Source organism: Phaeobacter sp. PT47_59 (assembly GCF_028890025.1).
GTDB lineage: Bacteria > Pseudomonadota > Alphaproteobacteria > Rhodobacterales > Rhodobacteraceae > Phycobacter.
Window position 1 is genome coordinate 127,920 of record NZ_JARCJL010000007.1, and the last position, 20,090, is coordinate 148,009.

At 63.1% G+C, this 20,090-nt stretch carries 19 protein-coding genes; 10 read left to right on the forward strand and 9 right to left on the reverse strand.

Going from position 1 to position 20,090, the window contains the following annotated elements:
- Positions 1-132: 132 nt before the first annotated feature.
- The 3 genes from PXK01_RS08760 (at position 133) to PXK01_RS08770 (ending at position 2,145) form a co-directional block, all read left to right on the forward strand.
- Positions 133-894: a hypothetical protein gene (locus tag PXK01_RS08760; RefSeq protein WP_274859679.1), complete on the forward strand. Its 762-nt coding sequence runs from the start codon at positions 133-135 to the stop codon at positions 892-894.
- A 110-nt stretch (positions 895-1,004) separates the two neighbouring features.
- Positions 1,005-1,766, forward strand: a complete 762-nt coding sequence (locus PXK01_RS08765) for a DUF6478 family protein (RefSeq protein ID WP_274859680.1) — start codon at positions 1,005-1,007, stop codon at positions 1,764-1,766.
- A gap of 10 nt (positions 1,767-1,776) precedes the next feature.
- A complete protein-coding gene (locus tag PXK01_RS08770) occupies positions 1,777-2,145 on the forward strand; it encodes a hypothetical protein (protein WP_274859682.1) in 369 nt (122 codons plus the stop codon).
- An 8-nt stretch (positions 2,146-2,153) separates the two neighbouring features.
- Here PXK01_RS08770 and PXK01_RS08775 read toward each other — a convergent pair whose 3' ends face one another.
- The 7 genes from PXK01_RS08775 to PXK01_RS08805 form a co-directional block, all read right to left on the reverse strand.
- Positions 2,154-3,224, reverse strand: a complete 1,071-nt coding sequence (locus PXK01_RS08775; protein WP_274859683.1) for a bifunctional transcriptional activator/DNA repair enzyme AdaA — start codon at positions 3,222-3,224, stop codon at positions 2,154-2,156.
- A 76-nt stretch (positions 3,225-3,300) separates the two neighbouring features.
- The gene (locus PXK01_RS08780; protein ID WP_274859685.1) at positions 3,301-4,869 is read right to left on the reverse strand and encodes an adenylate/guanylate cyclase domain-containing protein; all 1,569 of its coding nucleotides are present in this window, start codon (positions 4,867-4,869) and stop codon (positions 3,301-3,303) included.
- A 163-nt stretch (positions 4,870-5,032) separates the two neighbouring features.
- The gene (gene polA / locus PXK01_RS08785) at positions 5,033-7,870 is read right to left on the reverse strand and encodes a DNA polymerase I (RefSeq protein ID WP_274859695.1); all 2,838 of its coding nucleotides are present in this window, start codon (positions 7,868-7,870) and stop codon (positions 5,033-5,035) included.
- A gap of 192 nt (positions 7,871-8,062) precedes the next feature.
- A complete protein-coding gene (locus PXK01_RS08790; RefSeq protein ID WP_274847566.1) occupies positions 8,063-8,407 on the reverse strand; it encodes a CBU_0592 family membrane protein in 345 nt (114 codons plus the stop codon).
- A 104-nt stretch (positions 8,408-8,511) separates the two neighbouring features.
- Positions 8,512-10,209 (reverse strand): alpha/beta fold hydrolase, encoded by a 1,698-nt coding sequence (locus tag PXK01_RS08795; protein ID WP_274859696.1) that lies wholly within the window; start codon positions 10,207-10,209, stop codon positions 8,512-8,514.
- Positions 10,210-10,503: 294 nt separating this feature from the next.
- Positions 10,504-10,989: a flavodoxin family protein gene (locus PXK01_RS08800; protein ID WP_274859697.1), complete on the reverse strand. Its 486-nt coding sequence runs from the start codon at positions 10,987-10,989 to the stop codon at positions 10,504-10,506.
- An 81-nt stretch (positions 10,990-11,070) separates the two neighbouring features.
- Entirely contained in the window at positions 11,071-11,256 is a 186-nt protein-coding gene (locus PXK01_RS08805; RefSeq protein WP_274847563.1) for a zinc-finger domain-containing protein, read from the reverse strand.
- Positions 11,257-11,524: 268 nt separating this feature from the next.
- On the opposite strand from PXK01_RS08805, the gene PXK01_RS08810 reads away from it, so the two are divergent.
- Positions 11,525-12,430 carry a hypothetical protein gene (locus PXK01_RS08810; protein ID WP_274859698.1) on the forward strand — a complete coding sequence of 302 codons (906 nt, stop codon included), beginning with the start codon at positions 11,525-11,527 and terminating at the stop codon, positions 12,428-12,430.
- 90 nt (positions 12,431-12,520) lie between these two features.
- Here PXK01_RS08810 and PXK01_RS08815 read toward each other — a convergent pair whose 3' ends face one another.
- Positions 12,521-12,703 (reverse strand): zinc-finger domain-containing protein, encoded by a 183-nt coding sequence (locus PXK01_RS08815; RefSeq protein ID WP_274847561.1) that lies wholly within the window; start codon positions 12,701-12,703, stop codon positions 12,521-12,523.
- A 71-nt stretch (positions 12,704-12,774) separates the two neighbouring features.
- Between PXK01_RS08815 and PXK01_RS08820 the strand changes: the two genes are divergently transcribed.
- The 3 genes from PXK01_RS08820 (at position 12,775) to PXK01_RS08830 (ending at position 15,525) form a co-directional block, all read left to right on the forward strand.
- The gene (locus tag PXK01_RS08820; RefSeq protein WP_274859699.1) at positions 12,775-13,704 is read left to right on the forward strand and encodes an ABC transporter ATP-binding protein; all 930 of its coding nucleotides are present in this window, start codon (positions 12,775-12,777) and stop codon (positions 13,702-13,704) included.
- Between the two features lie 12 nt (positions 13,705-13,716).
- Positions 13,717-14,184: a GNAT family N-acetyltransferase gene (locus tag PXK01_RS08825; protein ID WP_274859700.1), complete on the forward strand. Its 468-nt coding sequence runs from the start codon at positions 13,717-13,719 to the stop codon at positions 14,182-14,184.
- 180 nt (positions 14,185-14,364) lie between these two features.
- The gene (locus PXK01_RS08830) at positions 14,365-15,525 is read left to right on the forward strand and encodes a calcium-binding protein (RefSeq protein WP_274847558.1); all 1,161 of its coding nucleotides are present in this window, start codon (positions 14,365-14,367) and stop codon (positions 15,523-15,525) included.
- A 198-nt stretch (positions 15,526-15,723) separates the two neighbouring features.
- Here the strand turns inward: PXK01_RS08830 and PXK01_RS08835 are convergent, their stop codons facing one another.
- Positions 15,724-16,188, reverse strand: a complete 465-nt coding sequence (locus tag PXK01_RS08835) for a DUF1203 domain-containing protein (RefSeq protein ID WP_274847557.1) — start codon at positions 16,186-16,188, stop codon at positions 15,724-15,726.
- A 231-nt stretch (positions 16,189-16,419) separates the two neighbouring features.
- Between PXK01_RS08835 and PXK01_RS08840 the strand changes: the two genes are divergently transcribed.
- The 3 genes from PXK01_RS08840 (at position 16,420) to PXK01_RS08850 (ending at position 20,021) form a co-directional block, all read left to right on the forward strand.
- The gene (locus tag PXK01_RS08840) at positions 16,420-19,314 is read left to right on the forward strand and encodes an error-prone DNA polymerase (protein ID WP_274859701.1); all 2,895 of its coding nucleotides are present in this window, start codon (positions 16,420-16,422) and stop codon (positions 19,312-19,314) included.
- A gap of 66 nt (positions 19,315-19,380) precedes the next feature.
- Complete coding sequence (locus tag PXK01_RS08845; RefSeq protein WP_274847555.1) at positions 19,381-19,629, forward strand: hypothetical protein; 249 nt, start codon at positions 19,381-19,383, stop codon at positions 19,627-19,629.
- Positions 19,626-20,021 (forward strand): hypothetical protein, encoded by a 396-nt coding sequence (locus PXK01_RS08850; RefSeq protein WP_274859703.1) that lies wholly within the window; start codon positions 19,626-19,628, stop codon positions 20,019-20,021. The genes PXK01_RS08845 and PXK01_RS08850 overlap by 4 nt, the downstream gene beginning before the upstream one ends.
- Positions 20,022-20,090: the final 69 nt, after the last annotated feature.

Genomic DNA, 20,090 nt, shown 5'->3' on the forward strand with positions numbered 1-20,090 from the left:
TCTGACGCCGGGGGAGCAGCACAGCTGGGCAACAGAGCGACCATAGGGGCCAGGGCCCTTGACCAAACATGGGCAGGCAAGCGAAGCCGACGCCCGGGCCGCGCCTATGCCATGGCGGCCTCCTGCCTGCTTATGTCCCTCCTTGTCTCTGCCTGTTCGGACCTGCCGCAGGGCGGCTTCTCCTTTGCCGCTGCGGGCAACCCCGGCACTGGCGCAAAACCGACCGAAGCCCGCATGAATGGCGCCGAAATCACCCTGGCAGCGCCACGGGGCTATTGCTTTGACAAGAAAATGCTCAGACGCGACGCCGCCAATGGCTTTGCGCTGCTGCCCCGCTGCGACCGGCTGGGCGGGGGCAATCTGTTCTCCTCCCTTGGCGGCGGCGCCATCATCACCGCCACCTTGGGAGCGGCACCCGCAGGCGTTCCAGCCCCTAAGCTATCGGATCTGGCCGCAAGCGTGCCCGGCGCCCAAGTTCTGGACCAGCGCGAGGACGGGGCGCTGCCGCTGGTCAAGCTGGATATGGCAGGCCATGGCGCCAAGGGCGCCAGCTCGCAACATTGGCGCGGCGCCTTTCTGCTGGAGGATCACGTGATCCTGCTGGCGCTCTACGCGCCGGAGGACAGCCCCCTTCTGGGCCCTCGCGGCGCCGAGGTGCTGGAGCAGATGACACGGCTGACCCGTGCCGCCTCTGCGCCGACAACTGTCAAACAGGCGACAGCCCCCAAACCCGCGGCCACGCCTGCGACCCTAGGCGCACCCCGACGCACGGCTGGTGGCGCCTTGCGTCCGCTGGCGCGCCCGACATCGAAGACCGGCGCAACGACGGCGGATCAAACCGCACCGGGAAAAAAACTCTCCCTTGCCAAGCGGATTGCAGGTTTATTTGACTGACGTTCAAAGGCTAGATTGCAGAGGATTGCCGCTTTGGGCCGAGCTCTTTTTTGATCGCCCCGAAGTAAACCGGTGAAACCGGCACGACACGAACGGTCAGAAGACGAGATATGAGCAGGATCCTGGACAAACTGCTGCACCGCAGATCCCTGCGCCACTGGCGTCGCGCCGCCGCAGAGGCGCCGACCGCGACGCTGTCGGCATTGCGCAACACCCGCGGCGAGGCGCGGCAGTTGAAAACGCACCTGGACCAGCTCATCCATGTCGCCGACGGTCGGCTGGCACTGCCGCATATCGGAGCCAATACCTTTCCGACGCCCCATGGCACCGATTGGTCCTGGCGCCCGGAAGCCTGGCGCGGCCCGCTGCCGGTGCCGGGGCGATCCTCGGTGCCCTCCAAGGCCAAGCTGGGTGAAGAGGTGCAGATGTTCCACGACTGCGCCTATTCGGAACTGACTCTGCGCCAGCTGCGCAACAGCCGGGAAGAGGATCTTGCCCCCTTCGGGCTGCGCATGGATGTGTTCAACTTCGACGGCTCTTTCCTGTCGCTGGTGATTGCCCTGCCGCAGGAGGCGGTCCATGGCCTGACTCGCCAGCACCTGATCCGCTTTGACACCATCGTGGAAACCGAAAAACCGCTGGAGATCTTTGCCCGGCTGAACATCAGCCACGGCCCCAACACCGAACAGATCGTGCGCGAGCTGCCCTTGGGCGAACGCCGCGTGGCGGTGGAATTCGATCTGGCCTACTCCAATCTCAACGAAAAGCGCATCCAGTCCGCCTGGCTTGATCTGATTTTCGAAGCCCCTGAAATGAACCAGGTGATCCTGCGGGATCTGACCTTTGCGCGCCACCGCCGCGCCAACCTTTAGGAAACGTGACATGAGCGATCTGACCGTCACCAAAATCCGGTTTCGCAATGGCACCTGGGAAGGCCGCGTGACCGGCGCCGACACGGCGCCAGACATCAAGGTGCTCTACCTCGACCAGCCTGTCGAAGGAATCAGCCTTGCTACGGCGCAGACCGCTGGCGAATGGGAGCTGACCATCCCCGTCCCGCAGGAGGCCATCGCCGACGGGGTGCATAGTTTCGTGATCGCGACCGCAGCCGAGGACGAAAAGCTGGCCCATTTCACCCTGATCGGCGGCGATGTGGAGGCCGAGGACCTGCGCACCGAGGTGGACCTGTTGCGCGCGGAACTCGACATGCTGAAACGGGCCTTCCGCCGCCACTGCGTGGAAACCGCCTGAACGCCCGCTCAGGCCGCCGTGCCCCTGCTGCGCGCCAGTTGGGCCTCGATCTCGATCAGGCGTTGCTTGCGCCATAGGCCGCCGCCATACCCCGTGAGGCTGCCATCCGCCGACAGAACCCGGTGACAGGGCACCACCACGGCCAATTGGTTCGCCCCATTGGCCCGCGCCACCGCGCGGGTCGCGGAAGGACGCCCCAGATCTGTTGCGATCTGCGAATAGCTGCGGGTCTCTCCGGCGGGAATGCCCTGCAGATAGGTCCAGACCGCGCGTTGAAACGCCGTGCCATGCAGCGCCAGCGGGGTTTTGAAGTGGGCGCTTTTTCCGCTGAAATAGAGCCGCAACTCCTCGGCCACCTGATCGGTGGGCGCGGGGCGGCCAAAGCCGATGCCGCCGGGCTGCGAGGCCTGCAGCCGCGCCATTTCCCGCGGCAGGGCCTTGCGGTCGGCAAACTCCAGAAGGTGCAGCCGATGTGCACAGCTGACCGCGATCATCGCTCCCAATGGCGTGTCGATCCAATCGGCCAGCAAGAGCGCATCCGAGCGGAAACTCCCCGGCGCCAGCCCGGTCAGACGGGCAAAGGCCGCACGAAACGCAGACGGAGAGTCAAACCCCGCCTCGATCTGCGCGGCAATCACCGGCTCGCCCGCCTTCAGCGTGGTGAAACCCTCGCGCAGGCGCCGCTGCCGGGCCATGTCGAGAAAGGTCATGCCGAAGTGGCGCCGGAAACTGCGCCGCACCGTAGACGGGTCCAGCCCCATGGCCACCAGATCCGCCTCTCCCCAGCGATAAGCGGGCCGCTTGTCCAGCGCCGTAAGCAGACGCTGCACCATGGGGTCCTCCCTGGCGGCCGCCGCCAGGGGCGTGCAGCGTTTGCAGGCGCGAAAGCCCGCCTCGATACAGGCGCCGGGCGTGGCAAAGAAGTGGCAGTTCTCGAACTTCGGTTTGCGCGCGGGGCAGGTCAGGCGGCAGAAGATCCCGGTCGAGCTCACCCCCACATAGGCGCGCCCCTCGTAAGCCTCATCGCGCGCCAAGAGCGCCGCATAGAGGGTTTTGGAATCAGGCAGGTCGAACATCATGGGGCCACCCTAGCCCAGCGCGCTAGCTGGTGCCGCCGGTTTCCGGGCGTTGATTTCAAAAAATGGCGTAGGAGCTTCAGCCCGCTGTCTTTCCATCCAGCGCCTTGCGCAGCGCCTCGTGAACGGCGCAGCGCAGGATGTCCCGCGTTGCCTCATCCAGTGCCTTCAGATCCAGGGTCAGCGTATCGCCCTCTTCCACCGCAGCGACGGGGGCAGCAACCGGATCGGGCGTCACGCTCTTGATGTGATAGGGCACGATGCTGCGGGCGATCCCCTTCATCTGCACCGGCTCGCCGGGTGTGGCCTCGACGATATCGCGCACATGGGCGTAGGTCTCGTAGCTCATCACGATGCCGCCCGGCTCTGCGATGTTTTCCAGCCGCGCCGCCAGGTTCGCCTCGGCGCCGATGATGGTGTAATCCATCCGCTCTTCCGAACCGAAGTTGCCCACGTTGCAATAGCCGGTATTGATCCCCATGCGCGCCTTGAAGGGGTGTTCCAGCCCCTGGCGGCTCCAGTCCGCTTCCAGCTCTGCCAGTCGCCGCTGCATGGCCAGCGCCATCTTCACGCAGGCCCGGGCATCCTCGCGCGCGCCGCGGGTTTCGGGATCGCCAAAGAAGGCGACGATGGCATCGCCGATGAACTTGTCGATGGTGGCACCATGCGCCTCGGCAATCTTGGCCATCTCCGAGAAATACTGGTTCAGAAGCGCTGTCAGCTCCTCGGGCTGCATCTGCTCGGTGGTGGCGGTGAAATCCTTGATATCCGAAAAGAACACCGTCAGCTTCTTGCGCTCGGTCGAGATCGACGCATCCTTTTCGCCCGAGAAGATCGATTTATAGACCTGCGGCGACAGGTACTTGGAGATCTTCAGCGAGATATCCGCCAGAAAGGCGTTGTTGGCCGCCAGTTCCGCATTCATGCGGCTGAACCGCCCCGCAAGGCGGAATTGTACCATGGCAAACAGCAGGCCGATGGAGCCGGCAACCGCGAAATAGAGCAAGAGCCACTTGAAGGACCAGAGATTGAGCGCCACCGGCTGGCGCACGGTGACGGTCTGCACGGCGCGCACATCGCCCACCTTCCAGTCCTGTTTCGGGCTTTTGGGATGGGCGTTGTGGCATTCCACGCAGGCGCCCGCCATCACCACCGGCGTGGCCAGGGTGATCTCGCGATTGCGGATATTGCCGGTGGAATGGACCAGGAAGGGCTCTCCGTCCGGGTTGGAGCGGAACTGCTCCAGCGCGGATCGTTCAAACGGGCTCAGGACATGCGGCGGGCGATCGGCAAAACTGTAGTCCGAGACAAAGCGGTAGCGCACATCGCCCTCGGCTTCGCCAATCGCCTCTCCCAGTTCCAAGGACAGGGTGGCGGGGATCGGAATGGCGCCTTCCACATCCAGGTAGTTGTGCAGGGCCTGGGTTTCGACATCGGAGGTCACCACCCGCTGCACCACATTGCGTGCATAGTAAGAGCGCACCGAGGAAACGATACCGTTGAGGCTTGTCGCCTGGCGCCGCAGGGTTTCATCCGACAGCGCCCGCAGATCCAGCCAGACCGCCAGCGGCAAGGCCACCAGCGCCACGGTCACCAGCACGATCAGCCACGAGGGCCGGTCCAGAAAGTAACGCCCAAGCCGGTCCAATGCACATCCTCACCTGAAATGCCCCGCCCACCGGAAGCCGGGCTCAGGTTAGAAGCCGGTCGCCATTCTGGCAACACGGCTGACAGCCCAAACCGCATGGAAACCGAAACAACCGAGATAATGACCAATTGCTGAACCGGTGCGTCGGCCTTTTCGGAAGGGGTCAGTGCGCCTCGGCCCAGTTATCCCCCTGCCCTGCATCCACGGTCAGTTTGACATCCAGATGCACCGCCGGATCGGCAGCGCCTTCCATCACCCGGCGGGCGGTTTCGATGGTTTCCCCGACCGCTGCCTCGGGCACCTCAAAAATCAGTTCGTCATGCACCTGCAGCAGCATCTTGGCGGGCAGGTGGGCGATGGCATCGGGCATACGGATCATGGCGCGGCGGATCACATCGGCGGCGGTGCCTTGGATGGGCGCGTTGATCGCCGCCCGTTTGGCAAATCCCGCGCGCGGCCCCTTGGCGTTGATCTCGGGCGTGTGGATCTTGCGCCCGAACAGGGTCTGCACATGGCCGTGTTCCTTGGCGAATTCCACGGTGCTGTCCATATATTTGCGGATGCCGGGGAAGCGTTCGAAGTATCGGTCGATAAAGCCCTGCGCCTCTGCCCGCGGGATGCGCAGGTTGCGCGCCAGACCAAAGCCCGAGATGCCGTAGATCACACCGAAGTTGATCGCCTTGGCCTTGCGGCGAATGTCCGGCGTCATCTCATCCAGCGGTACGTCGAACACCTCAGACGCGGTCATGGCGTGAATATCCAGCCCATCGGCAAAGGCCTGTTTCAGGGTGCCGATATCGGCCACATGGGCCAGGATGCGCAGCTCGATCTGGCTGTAGTCGAGCGACAGGAGCTTGTTGCCCTCCTCCGCCACAAAGGCCTCGCGGATGCGGCGACCTTCTTCGGATCGCACCGGGATATTCTGCAGGTTCGGATCGGCCGAAGCCAGCCGCCCGGTGTTGGCGCCGGTCTGCACATAGGAAGTATGCACCCGCCCCGTTTCGGGGTTGATGTGATCCTGCAGGGCGTCGGTATAGGTGGACTTCAGCTTTGACAGCTGCCGCCAGTCCAGCACGCGGGCGGGCAACTCGTGTTCGGTTGCCAGCTCTTCCAGGATATCGGCGCCGGTGGCATAGGCGCCGGTCTTGCCCTTCTTGCCGCCTGGCAGTGCCATCTTGTCGAACAGGATCTCGCCCAGCTGTTTCGGGCTGCCGACGTTGAAGCTTTCGCCCGCAAGTGTGTGGATCTCATCCTCAAGGGCTGCCATCTTCTGGGCAAAGGCGTTGGACATGCGGCTGAGCGTGTCGCGGTCCACCTTGATGCCCTGACGCTCCATCCGGGCCAGAACCGGTGACAGCGGGCGTTCCAGCGTTTCATAGACGGTGGTGACCTTCTCGCGGTGCAGCTGCGGTTTGAACAGCTTCCACAGGCGCAGGGTGATATCGGCATCCTCGGCCGCATAGGGCACCGCGTCCGCAACCGGCACCCGGTCGAATGTGATGGCGGATTTGCCGGTGCCCAGCAGCGATTTGATCGGGATCGGCGTGTGATCGAGGTAGCGTTCGGACAGCGTGTCCATGCCGTGACCGTGCTCACCGCCATGAAGGGAATAGGACAGCAGCATGGTGTCGTCATAGGGCGCGACCACGATGCCATCTTCAAAGCCAGACCCGCGCTGGCGCACCATGATCTTGGCGTCGTATTTCATGTTCTGGCCGATCTTCAGGATCGCAGGATCCTCCAGCACCGGCTTCAGCATCGACAGGGCGGTGTCGAAATCCATCTGCCCCTCGGCCAGGGCGTCAGAGCCGAAGAGATCATCCTTGCTCGCCTCCGCCTTGTGGGTGAGCGGGATATAGCAGGCCTCGCCCGGCTCAACGCTCAAGGAGACACCCACCAGATCGGCGGTCATTTCATTGAGCCCGGTGGTTTCGGTATCAAAGGCGACCCAGCCGCGATTGCGAATGCGGTCGATCCACTGTTGCAGGGCTTCCGCATCGCGCACGCATTCATATTTTTCGGCGTCAAAGGGCACCGCCTCTGCCGGGGTGTCCTCGACCGGAGAGCCTGCGGGGGCTTTCACCTCTGGGATCACCGGCGCCTCGCGGCCCATCTGCTTGGCCATGCGGGTGCTGAGGGTGCGGAACTCCATCTGCGTCAGGAAATCCAGCAGCGTATCGGGATCCGGCTCGCGCAGTTCCAGGTCTTCCAGCGTGAAATCGAGGGTCATGTCGCAATCAAGCTGCACCAGCTTTTTCGACAGTTCGATCTGGTCGCGCATCTCGATCAGGGTCTGGCGGCGCTTGGGCTGTTTGATCTCTTCTGCGCGGTCCAGAAGATCCTCGAGCGAGCCATATTCGTTGATCAGCAGGGCCGCCGTCTTGATCCCGATCCCCGGCGCGCCGGGCACGTTGTCGACGCTGTCGCCGGCCAGGGCCTGCACATCGACGACACGCTCGGGGCCGACGCCGAATTTTTCCACCACGCCGGCGCTGTCGATGCGCTTGTTCTTCATCGCATCCAGCATTTCGACGCCGCCGCCGACCAGCTGCATCAGGTCCTTGTCCGAGGAAATGATGGTGCAGCGCCCGCCCGCATCGCGCGCCTGATGAGCAAGGGTGGCGATGATGTCATCGGCCTCGAAACCCTCGATCTCCTTGCAGGCGATGTTGAAGGCGCGGGTGGCATCGCGGGTCAGCGGGAACTGCGGACGCAGGTCTTCCGGCGCGGGCGGACGGTTGGCCTTGTATAGATCATAAAGATCGTTGCGGAAGCTCTTGCCGGAGTGATCGAAGATCACCGCCACATGGGTGGGTGCATCGGAGCCGGTGCTGGTCTCGATATATTTGACCAGCATGTTGCAGAACCCCGCGACGGCACCGATCGGCAGACCGTCCGACTTGCGTGTCAGCGGTGGCAGCGCGTGATAGGCGCGAAAGATGAAGGCAGACCCATCAATCAGATGAAGATGGCATCCCTTGCCGAATTGCGTCTCGCTCATGGCCGATACTCCCCTTTGGCCCCGTTATCGGTGATCGGGCCGGGGAGGGCAATTGTCCTTTCGCCGTCCCTGGGGCGGGGTGCGGGAAATGCCTGCCCCGGCAGGAGGTAAGACCGCCGGGGCAGGATGCAGGGGCAGGAAGCAAGGTGCCTTGTGGGAGAGTGCCCCTGCGAGCCGGAGCCGCGGGATCGCTCAGTGTGACTTGCGCATGGCGGCGGCGAAGGACTGTCTCAGCGGGGGCGAGCGGTAGCGGTCTTGCTTCATGCGGTGGATCAGCAGACGCCGCCCAAGACCAAAAAGACCGATGCAGACATAGCTGGACTGGATCAGAAAGGCGGCCAGGTTGAAGGCGCTGACCAGGCTGATCAACACGCAAGAGGCCGCCACGACCACGAAACAGGTATAGGCAGCGCTATTGCCGCAGATCCTGCCGGTCTGCAGCAGGGTAAAGGCGGTAATATACAGGGAAAATCCAAATACACCAATTGCTTGTAGCGTTTCCGGATGGCCCTGCAAAACCGAAATAAGATCTTTCATAACGCACTCCGCAAATCTTGCGAGGAGTTATTCAAAGCCGCATTCCGCCGTCATACCCCGGATGGGGTAAGGCCGCTGATTTTGACGCTGGGATTGGCGGGGAATTATCCCAGCGTTTTACCCGCAAGCTCTTTGAGACCCTGCAGAACCTCACGGCCTTTGTGGTAGAGCACCAGTTGGCCGACATTCGAATGGATCTCTGCATCAAACCCCATGCGGGCGGCGAACTGCCCTACGCTGTCCTCGGTGACGACCGGATCCGTCGCCCCGTGAATGAGCGTCACCGGCTGCTGCAGGCCGTCGCAATAGCGCGACCAGTCGCGCACCACATGGTAGGAATCGATGGCAAAGCTATGGTGCCCCTGCTGGATGATCTGGCGAAACCCGGTGAACAGCATGTCGCGGTTTTCCACCCGTTCCGCGATGGCCCGGTCCGGGGTTCCCCGGCGGTAAAGCGCATTCAGGAAGGCCTCCACCCCGCCGGAATCAATCTGGGAAATTCCCGCCCGCAGCAGGGTGGGCAGCATGCGCGGCGTGAAGCGGGCGGTCAGGGCCATCACCTGCTGGCGATAATGCATGGCGCGGATCTGGCGCATGTCGGTGATCGGCACCGCGCCGGAGATGTTGAAGACACCGGCAACCAGATCGGGATGCAGCTGCGCCAGCCGGTAGGCATAGAGCGCGCCGGACATATGGCCGACGGCCACGACACGGGCATGGCCCAGGTGCTTCAGAAAGGCCGTCACATCGGCGCAGAAGCGATCCGGCGCCTCCTTGGGGTGGGCCTTGGTGACGGGATCAGGGTCACTGCTGCCAAAGCCGGGGCGAATGGGGCAGATCAGGCGGATCCCCAGCCGGTGAATGTCACGCACAAGGGCGGCGGGGAAATTCGGTCCGTTCAGCATGTTGTGGATGAACAGGCAGGGCAGGCCCCGGTCCGGGCCGAAGCAGCGATAGGCCATCTTGCGGCCATCCGGCAGAAGAAAGACGTGATCCGTCCGACCGGTGTTTTCGCAGGCGCTGCTCTCCGGTGCGATCAGCGCCTCCAGCCCCGTCATGATGCGCACCAGCTGCTGCTGGTTGGAGGTATAGGTCTTGCGGCGGATCGATTTGAGCTGGGTCCTGAGCGTATCGACCGACCGCCCGGTGACGGAGGCGATCTCTGGCAGGGTGGCGCCGGTCAGCAGCTCACGCGCCACACGGGTTTCGGCCACCGTCAGTCCGAACATCTGGCGCAGGGTCTGATCATGGGCCTCCGTCCATGTATTGTGCAGCGCGGTCAGGATGACATCACAGGCACCCGCCGCGTCCGAAGGGATCTGCCGCACCATCGGAAACGGGTGTTTGTCCCCCTTGGCGAAGAAGACGTAGATGTCATTGCTGGCGGGGCTGCCAAGCTGCTGGTTCAGGCGCGTGGCGCTTTCCGGTGACAGGGCCAGATCAAAAACCGATTGGCCGACCGTCGCCCCCAGGTTTTCGACCGCCAGCGGGCTGGCATCGAGGATCTTTCCGCCTTGCGACAGCCGCAGTTCGGCCCGTTTTGACGGCTGCAGGTCCAAGGGCGCTGCCGCGGGTTGCTCCTTTCGTCCCAGCCGGTCCAGGATTTCAAAGGCCCGCAGCAGGTGCTCGGCCACCTCGGGCGACAGGTCCTGCGGGCTTTGCAGATCCTCGCCCAGGGTGTGCAGCAGATGGCGCCCCCAGAGATCGACCATTCGGTCATAGACATGGGGATCGATGGCAACCTCGTAGATCGCCTGAATCAAAGCAGTCTGGGCGTCTTCTTCTCCTTGGGTCTTGGTCAACGCCTTCACCGTCACAATAGCATTCCCAAACAATATGAAACCGGATGAAACCGGCCTGGCGCGCAAAGCTGCGGCACCGTGAAATGGATAAAAGCCGACCAGACATGCAACAGGATCCGCCAAGGCGCTCCGCTGCACATGGGCCAGACACAATTGGACCAAGGCAGGATCGGCCAGACATAGGGGAGCCAGAGCCGCCCCCTGATCGTCAAGGGGAAAATCTCTAGGGCAGAGTCTCAGCCTGCGATCACATCCGCAACCAGGCGGGCTAGGCGCATGCGGGGGCGGCAGGTGTCAAAACACCCCCATGCTCATTCCCGCTCCCATCGCCAGGCCCAGCTCCTGACAGCGCTCCAGCGCCTCCTGCGGGATCGCCTTGGGGGCCAGGATCGCCTCCGGCGTCTGGGCATCGGTGCAGATGATCAGCGGCGGCTGCACCTCCTTCAGGCGCCAGCCTGTGGCAATCCGCGCGCATTGCCGGGCGGCATTGGCGCCGTCAGATCCTGCGCAGATCATCTGCGCATAGGGCCGCCCCTCGATCCGCCCCAGCACCGGGTAGTAACAGCGATCAAAGAATTCCTTCATCATCCCGGACAAGGCCGCCAGGTTCTCGGGCGCGCAGAAGATATAGCCATCATGGGCCAATAGATCCTCGGGCTCGGCCCCCTCCGCCGCCTTCAGCGTGGTGGAGATCTCAGCGCGCGCAGCCTTGGCGGCCGCCTCTGCCATCTGACGGCTGCCGCCGGTGCGCGAGTGATACACGATCAAGAGCTGTGCCATTGCTGCCGCCCGCCTTCCCGGTTGCGTTTTCAGCCCTGCCAAACCTTGCCGGGATCAGGTGCCTGGATCAGATGTGGCAGATCACTCGGCCGCCTTGCCGTCGAAATCCTTGTGGATGTACTTGCAGTCGCAATAGGGGCATTCGACCCAGCCGCTATCCTCGGGGATCTGCAGGTAGACCCGCGGATGCCCCAGCGCGCCTTCGCCGCCGTCACAGGCGACACGGTAGCTGGCAACGATCTTGGTTTCTGGCGCTTCAATGGTCATCGGCTGACGATCCTCTTGCAGATGGTTAGGGCTTTATCCGGCAGGAGAGCCAAGGGAGCAAGAGCCGCGATGACTGATGGTGCGATCCGGACCTGAACCTGTCTCTTTCGGGTTCACCCTTTCCCAAGCGTAAACGCTCTGTTTCCGTTTGAGCGCACATCCGCCCCCCTTTTGTCGTGAATTTGTGCTAAATTCACCCAATTCCGTGTCGGGGCGAAAGCTGCAGAGGGGCGCCCCTGCAATATTCTGCTGCGTAAAGGGGGGCACCATGCCTGATCATGCAAAGGCGTTCACATATTCGGTCGAGGGGCTGTCTTACACCGTCACCCTCTATGAACAGAACGGACAGATATTCGCTGATATTTCCGTGTCCGATGGGGCCATGGATGTGAACGCGATCTATTTCGGCGATGATGACTTCTCGGGATCAAGCGCATCTCTTGGCGGCCCCCTGAACATGAACGGAGCGCGGCTGGACGGTGAGACGATCCAGTGGGACGAGGCCGTAAAGTTGAGCGACCCGGGGCTTGGGCCTGAGGGCGCCGACAAGGAAACCTACCTTGAGGCGGGCGATACGCTCACCCTGACGCTGGATGTCGACAGCCTCGATGAGATCGACGTCTTTGGAATCCGCGCCACCTCGACCACCACCGATGCGGGGTCGATCAAGGCGGTTTCCGATGATCCCGAAGAGCCGGAGGAGCCGGAAGAAGATCCCGTTTACGAAAAGGTCTTCTTCGGTGAGGAGTTCTCGGACGCGGGCGATCCCTTGGGCGGGATCTATATCCTGGGTGAAGAACCCGACCCGAACCCTTATGGTAATCTGGCCCTGCCCGAAGGCACCGAACCGACCTTCGAGAACTACCTGTCCTATTTTACATCCGAAGAGGTCGGTGGCGATGTGAGCGCGTTGCAATCCGTTGTCTTCTACCAGACCGCCGAGGATGGCTCCCTTGTGGAGGAGTTCCGGCTTGATGCGCCTGAGGGCGGCTTTGAAACCGCGGATGATCTGCTGGCGGCCTATGATGCGGCGATTGAGGACGGGATGTCGTCGCTCGCATCTGACGCGACCGACGGGTCTGACCTGATGGCAGCTCTGAGCCTTGAGCCCGGCACGGACAGCCCGGCAGAGGATGATCCGATGCCCGAGGAAGAGGATATCGACCTCCTCTGACCCCGCATCCGGCCGGACATCACGGCCAGGAACAACAAAGGCGCCGCCGGATTGCCGGGGCGCCTTTGTCATTTGGATCGGGGTGGCGGTTCAGGCCGCCTTGTCCTCGAAGTCCTTGTGGATGTACTTGCAGTCGCAATAGGGGCATTCGACCCAGCCGGTATCCTCGGGGATCTGCAGGTAGACCCGCGGATGCCCCAACGCGCCTTCGCCGCCGTCACAGGCGACACGGTAGCTGGCAACGATCTTGGTTTCTGGCGCTTCGATGGTCATCGGCTGGCGATCCTCTTGCTGATGGGTTAGGGGCTTTATCCGACAGGAGAGCCAAGGGAGCAAGAGCCGCGATGACTGATGATGCGATCCGGATCGAAAGCCTGCGCAAAACCTACAAAGGGTCGAAGGGCCAGCCCGAGAAACATGCGCTGAAGGGCATCGACCTGACGGTGCCGCGCGGGTCGGTCTTTGGCCTCTTGGGTCCCAATGGCGCGGGCAAGTCCACGCTGATCAATATCCTGGCCGGGCTGGTGGTGAAAACCAGCGGCAAGGTGACCATCTGGGGGTTCGATCAGGACGAGAACCCGCGCCAGAGCCGCGCCTCGATCGGGGTGATGCCGCAGGAGCTGAACCTGGATCCCTTCTTCACCCCGCGCGGCGCGCTGGAGGTACAGGCGGGCCTTTACGGCGTGCCGAAATCCGAACGCTACAGCGACGAGATCCTGGCGATGATCGGGCTCAAGGACAAGGCCGAGGCCTATGCCCGCACCCTGTCGGGCGGCATGCGGCGACGGCTCCTCTTGGGTAAGGCGCTGGTGCATCGCCCCAATATCCTGGTGCTGGATGAACCCACCGCCGGGGTGGATATCGAGCTGCGCCAGATGCTGTGGGACAATGTGCGCAAGCTGAACCAGCAGGGCATGACCATCATCCTGACCACCCATTACCTCGAAGAGGCCGAGGAGATGTGCGACGAGATCGCCATCATCAACCAGGGTGAGGTGGTGGCACGGGATTCGACCAGCAATCTCCTGGGTCGCTTGGATGCCCGCGCGATCGTGGTGCATCCGGCCTCTGCGGTGACGGATCTGCCGCAGGGGGCCGGGATCGAGGCCGAGTTGCGCGGCGATGGTGCCGTGGTTCTGCGCTATCACAGCCAGCAAACCAGCGCCGAAGAGGTGCTTGCCGCCGTGCGCGCCGCCGGGATCACCATCCGCGATGTGAAGACGGAAGAGGCCGATCTGGAGGATGTCTTTCTCGCCCTCACCAAATCCACCTGAGGGGCACCCCCGATGCGCATCCGCCCCTTCGAGGACCGCGATGCGGCTGAGTGGGGCCGCATCTTTCATGCCGCCGTGCACGGCATCGGCGCCCGCGACTACACACCCGCGCAATGCACCGCCTGGAGCCCGGAGGAAGCCCCCGCCGATGTGATCCGACAGCGCGCCCGCGATGGTCGGACCACTTGGGTCGCGGCGGATCAGGCGGATGTGGCGCAGGGCTTTATCGAGTTGGAGCCCGACGGCCATATCGACTGTTTCTACATTTCACCGGATCACGCGGGCACGGGGAATGGCGCCGCGCTCTATGCCGCGCTGGAACAAGAGGCCCGCAGGCTTGGTCTTGCCCGCCTCTACGTCGAGGCCAGCGAAGCCGCCCGCCGCTTCTTCCTGCGGCAAGGCTTCACCGATCAGGGCCGCCGCGATTTCCTGCGCCGGGGCGTTTCCATGCACAACTATGCCATGGAGAAGTCACCCTGATAGGTGGCGACTGTGGCTCTCTCTGCCTTGGCCGCATGTCCGTGCAGGGTTCGGGATGGCAGGCCTCAGGCTTGCCTGGAGCAACACACGGGCGTAGCATTGGTTTCAAGTTGATCTGCTAGGGGAATATCTGTCCATCTAGACACATCCTTTAGCGCCAGTTTGTTAAAGGAAAACGGTATGAAGGTTCTTGGTAATGGTACGATCAATTCCAGCTATCAGCGCGTTATTCTGGATGTTCTGAACGGCTCTAGCAACAGTTGGACATTTTCGTTTGACCAGCAGAGCGTGACACGCGGCGACAATTTCGGCGGCGACGTATTCGTAAAATTTCTGGGCCGGAACTTGCAACGGGATAGCGTGACCGGGGCCGTCACCGGAAAAGTCACCGGGATCGAGATTTACGACTCCAGCTTTTCCGCACCCTTGACGTCAATCACCGGTGTCAGGTTTCGCCTGGAAAACCTGATCGCGGCGGCGGGCGCGGTCACAAATGAAGGCTCCGAGTTCTTTCCAGCATACAATTATGGCGACGGGACATTCTCGGACTTCATGTCGGAAATGACGCGTGGCGTTCACAAGGTCATTGGCTCAAACGGCACCGACATCATGGAAACCACCGCGGCGCAGGATGTGCTCAAGGGTGGCAAGGGGAATGACCGGTTTATTTTCAACGCCTCGACCCTTCTGGAGCCCGATGCGACGGCCAGTTCCGCAAGGCAGGAAGCGTCAGACGACAGCATCATCGGCGGTGCCGGGCGTCGTGATTTGCTGATCTTGGAAAACGATGATTTCGATCAGTTCTACAGTGAGTATTACAGCCTTGAGTATGTTGTGGACCTGGGAAACTCTACCATTGAATCAACGGTGACCGCGCTTGAGACAGGGAGTAGCTACATCGAGATTACCACCATTTCCGGTGTTGAACACATCCGAGGCTCTGGGGGGGACGACAGCTTTACGGGTGACAGCAAGAATAACAAGTTCTGGGGATACAAAGGCGATGACTCGCTGTCAGGCAAAGGCGGCGACGATATCTTGATCGGCGGGCCCGGAAAGGACACCCTGAATGGCGGTTCGGGCAATGACACATTATCGGGTGGTCCGGGCGCCGATGTTTTTGTCTTTCGGACCAATGTCGGAGATCCAACCTACGCCGGTCAGGATGTGATCACCGACTTTGACCCGAGCCAGGACACCCTGCAGTTTCTGGACCCGATCCAGGCGACGCCCACGATCTACGTCGAGGATGGTGACACCATCATCGAACATGGAAATGGCACCATCCGCCTCGAAGGGGTGACCCTGTCTCCGGGAGAGATTTCCATCGAGTTTATCTAGGCTAAGGCCCAGTATTTCACGGCTCCTCTTCCCGGGGGGAGGGCATCACCGATCGGGGCCGCCACGATTTTCCGCGCCGGGTGTGGTCTTGCACAACTTTGCCATGGGGAAGGCGCTGTAGGTACAGGCCTGTGTCCGGCCGATAGGCCGGGCAGCCCCGCCCGCCCCCACCTCGGCCAGGCGCAGCCCCATTTGCATTCACCCCCGGTCGATCCGTGCCTGATAGCAGTTGTTGCGGGCGGAGCGGATGTGGATATAGGCGACGCGGGGATCGGTGAAGATCTCCTTGGCCTGCGCCATCATGTGCTCCCGCTCCACCACCATGCCGGTGCCATAAACGATGCGGTCGTCTGCACTGTAGCCCTTGATCAGGTAGTCGGGGGAACCTTGCAGCACCTCGGGCATCTCCTCCCCGTCGTGCCGCGGGCAACCCTCGGCGCATAGGAAGATGGGGCCGAGTTCCGCATAGGGCTGCGGCGCGGGAAAAGGACGATGGGCGAGGATCAGCATCTCCGCGCCCTTGGGGATATAGCGCAGGCAATGGCGGCAGGGGTTGCCGCCGCCATCCGACAGGCTGCGCTCCGGTGTCTGGCCGTTGGCATCCGGACCTCCAGCCTGCAGGGCGCGGGTGGTGTCGGTGGCAAGGGCGGTGATCTTCAGCATGTCTGTCTCCTGTTTTGACGCGACATTGCCAGCGGTGGCAGGGCCGAGCGACCCGGATCCTGCGCATCTGGTTGGGGGGGAAGCTCCCGCCCGTGTCAAAACCGGCAGAGCCGGGTTTTCCCCGGTTGGGCGTGGCGCGGATCCCCCTGCGGGCGTGATCCGCGGGAGGGGGCTCCATGGTGAGCGCGATGACTCGAAATGAGAACAAAACATGAATATATAAATGCGGTCATGTCTGTTGAACTCGCGATTCTCTCCAACTTCACCTTTCTCACCGGGGCCTCCCACCCGGAGGAGTATGTGGCGCGTGCGGTGGAGCTGGGGATCGAAGCGCTGGCGATCGCGGATGAGAATTCAGTCGCCGGGATCGTGCGCGCCCATAGCGCGGCGCGTGACATTGCCCGCCGCGTGGCTGAGCGGCAGGCCTGGGACCGACGCAACAGCCCCATCGGTCCGCCCCGACCTGCGCATATCCCGCCCGCGCCCTCGTTCCCGGTCTATGCGGTGCCACGTCTGATCCCGGCAGCGCGGCTGGCGTTGACCGATGCACCGCCAGTGATCGCCCTGCCCATGGATCGGACCGGCTGGGGAAATCTCTGCCGCATGCTGTCGACCGGGCGGCTGCGGGCCGAGAAAGGCACCTGCCTGCTGCAGCTGTCCGACCTCTTGGCGTTTTCCGAAGGTCTCCATCTGCTCCTGTTGCCACAGGCGGAGCATTGGCCGGGCGGCGCGGGGGGATGGCAGCCGCATATGGAAGACCTGACGCGCCGCTTTGCCGGACGGATGCATCTGATGATGGCGCCTGCCTATGACGGGCGGGATGAGCGCCGCTTTGCCCGGCTTGCTGCCCTTGCCGATGAACTGAACCTGCCCACGGTGGCCAGCGCCGCCCCGCACATGCATCACGGATCACGCCGCCGCCTTGCGGATGTGCTCAGCGCCATCCGCCTACGTTGCCGGGTGGAGGATCTGGGCCGCGCCGCCCTTGCCAATGCAGAGCAGCGCCTGCGCGCGCCGGAAGAGATGGCGCGCATATTCCGGGGCCATGAAGACGCCCTGATGCGCGCGCAGGATCTGGCGGCGCGGCTCACCTTCTCGCTGGACGAGCTGCGCTATGACTACCCGGATGAGGGGCTTGCAGGTGAAACCCCGCCCCAGCGCCTGCGCCGCCTGGCCGAACAGGGGCTAATCTGGCGCTATCCGGCGGGTGCCCCCAAAAAGGTGCGTGCCATGCTGGAGCATGAGCTGACCCTGATCGCCAAGCTGAAATACGAGCCTTACTTCCTGACCGTCCACGACATCGTCGATTTCGCGCGCTCGCGCGGGATCCTATGTCAGGGGCGCGGCTCGGCGGCCAATTCGGTGGTCTGCTACTGCCTGGGCGTTACCTCGGTCAGCCCCGAGACCGGAACCATGGTCTTTGAACGCTTCGTCTCCGAGGCACGAGACGAGCCACCCGACATCGACGTGGATTTCGAGCATGAGCGCCGCGAGGAGGTGATCCAGTGGATCTATGAGCGCTACGGCCGCCACCGGGCCGGGCTATGTGCGACGGTGATCCACTACCGGGGCAAGCGCGCCATCCGCGAGGTGGGCCGCGCCATGGGGTTGAGCGAGGATACCATCGCCGCCATGTCCTCTCAGCTCTGGGGGAGTTTCGACCGCAGCGGCGCCAGTGCCGCCCGCCTGCGCGAGATCGGCCTGGACCCGAACGCCCCGCGCCTGCGCCAGACGCTGGATCTGGTGGGGCAGATCATCGGCTTTCCCCGCCACCTGTCGCAACATGTGGGGGGCTTCATCATCACCGCAGGCCGTCTGGATGAGCTGGTGCCGATCGAGAACGCCACCATGGAGGGGCGTACGGTCATCTCATGGGACAAGGACGATATCGACGCGCTGGGCATTCTCAAGGTCGATGTGCTGAGCCTTGGTATGCTGACCTGCATCCGCAAGGCCTTCGATCTGATGCGCCAGCATCACCGGCTGGACTACACTCTGGCGACGCTGCCGCCCGAGGATCCGGCGGTTTATGACATGCTGTGCCGCGCCGACAGTATTGGCGTCTTTCAGGTCGAAAGCCGGGCGCAGATGAACTTTCTGCCGCGCATGCGGCCGCGCAATTTCTACGATCTGGTGATCGAGGTGGCGATCATCCGCCCCGGCCCCATCCAGGGCGACATGGTCCACCCTTACATTCGCCGCCGCAACGGAGAAGAGGCGGTGGAGTTCCCCTCCGACGCCCTGGGAGAGGTGCTGGGCAAGACGCTGGGCGTGCCTTTGTTTCAGGAGCAGGCGATGCAGATCGCCATGGTGGGGGCGGGCTTCAGCCCCGAACAGGCAGACCGGCTGCGCCGCTCGCTGGCGACCTTCAAGAAGCACGGCAACGTGTCCGAGTTCCGCAGCCTGTTCCTGCGCGGCATGGCGCGCAACGGCTATGACGCCGATTTCTCCGAACGCTGCTTTTCCCAGATCGAAGGCTTCGGCGCCTATGGGTTTCCCGAAAGCCACGCGGCCAGCTTCGCACTTCTGGTCTATGCCTCGGCCTGGATCAAATGCCACCATCCGGGGATCTTTGCTTGCGCGCTCCTGAACTCCCAGCCGATGGGCTTCTACGCGCCTGCGCAGATCGTGCGGGACGCCCGCGCCCATGGGGTCGAGGTGCGCCCGATCTGCATCAACGCCAGCTACTGGGACAATGTGATGGAGCCGGACGGGCAAGGCGGGCTGGCGCTGCGCCTCGGGTTCCGACAGATCAAGGGCCTCAGCGACGAGGACATCAGCTGGCTGACCGCGGCACGCGGCAATGGCTACACCGAGGTACAGGATGTCTGGCGCAAGGCGGGCCTGCCGCCGCCGGTGATCGAACGGCTGGCCGAGGCCGACGCCTTTGCCGTGTTGGGGCTGTCGCGGCGCGAGGCGCTGTGGCAGGCCAAGGCGATCACCGCAAAGAAACCGCTGCCCCTGTTCGAGCGCGAGTTGGAGGGCGAAGCGATAGACGAGCCCGCCGCCCACCTACCGCAGATGAGCATCGGCGAAGAAGTGGTGGAGGATTACGTCGCCCTGCGCCTTTCCTTACGTGCCCATCCGGTGGCGCTGCTACGACATATCCTGACGCCCCAAGATTGACACCTTGGTACCTTGATAACATCCATGCATTCTCTTATATCCCCCTTCAGGAGCAAGGAGAGCGCCATGAAGACAGTCACACGTGTACAAACCGGCCTGCGGATCGAGGCGCGGCTTTTGAAGACCATGAAGGCGCTGGCGGAATATCTCGATATCTCGGTGGCCGAGCTGGTGGAGGGGATGGCGCTGCATGCCTTTGAGGGAAAGGCGCCCTTCTCAGATGCGACGCTGAAAAAGATCGCCGCGCTGCGCGGAGTATACGAGCTGGACCTGACGGCCGCCGACAGCCACAGCCTGACGGAGGATCCGGAATGAGCCTTGAACGCACCGATTATCCGCAGATGGCCCGGGAGCTGGCCGAAGGGCGCCTGGGGCCAGAGGGGTTCAGCCATCGCGCGCATCTGGGTGTCGCCTATGAGATCCTGTCGGCCCACGAGGTGTTTGATGCGATGGCGATCTATGCCCGGGGACTGCGGCAACTGGCCAGCGCCGCCGGGGTGCCGGAAAAGTTCAACGCCACCGTGACGTTGGGCTTTCTGAGCCTCACAGCCGAGCGCATGGCCAATGGGAATTACGACACTGCCGAGGCGTTTCTGGACGGCAATGCGGATCTTCTGGCTCCGGCTCCCCTGTCGGCCCTTTACGGGGCAGAAACCTTGGGTTCAGATCTGGCCCGCCGGGTGCCGCTTTTGCCGCGCATGGGGTGAAACGGGGCGGAGACGTGCCTACATAGGCGGCCAAGGGGGGCCTCCCGCAGCGCAGCTTTGCCGCATCTG